Source organism: Streptococcus mitis, assembly GCF_022137125.1.
Classification (GTDB): domain Bacteria; phylum Bacillota; class Bacilli; order Lactobacillales; family Streptococcaceae; genus Streptococcus; species Streptococcus mitis_CE.
The window spans coordinates 1-445 of sequence record NZ_JAKNEQ010000020.1; the positions used below are offsets into that span (position 1 = coordinate 1).

1 protein-coding gene is annotated in these 445 nt (G+C 44.5%); it reads right to left on the bottom strand.

Annotation, left to right across the window (positions count from 1 at the left end; genetic code table 11):
- A partial coding sequence (locus tag L0P31_RS09260) for a DUF1542 domain-containing protein (RefSeq protein WP_238096652.1) occupies positions 1–445 on the bottom strand: 445 nt, incomplete at both ends.

The window sequence follows — 445 nt, forward strand, 5'->3', positions numbered from 1 at the left end:
TTACTTCTGTTGTTCCAGTTGACTTAGATTGTTCTACTTCCGCATTTGTTGTTGCTTTATCTATGGCATCATTCGCTGCGTCGGCCTTAATCTTTGCATCTGCCTTAGCTGTAGCTTTCTCTTCGTCTGTTAAGTCTGTACGTGCATCTATTTCGGCAGTCTTAGCTTTCAAAGCATCGTCGATGGCTTGCTTAGCTTCTGTCTTCGCTTCTGGTTGTGGATCTACTGCTTTTACTTCTGTTGTTCCAGTTGACTTAGATTGTTCTACTTCCGCATTTGTTGTTGCGTTGTCGATGGCTTCTTTTACTGCGTCGGCCTTAGCTTTTGCTTCTGACTTAGCCGCAGCTTTCTCTTCATCTGTTAAGTCTGTCCGAGCGTCGATTTCATCATTCTTAGCTTTCAGAGCTTCGTCGATAGCTTGCTTAGCTGCTGTCTTCGCTACTGG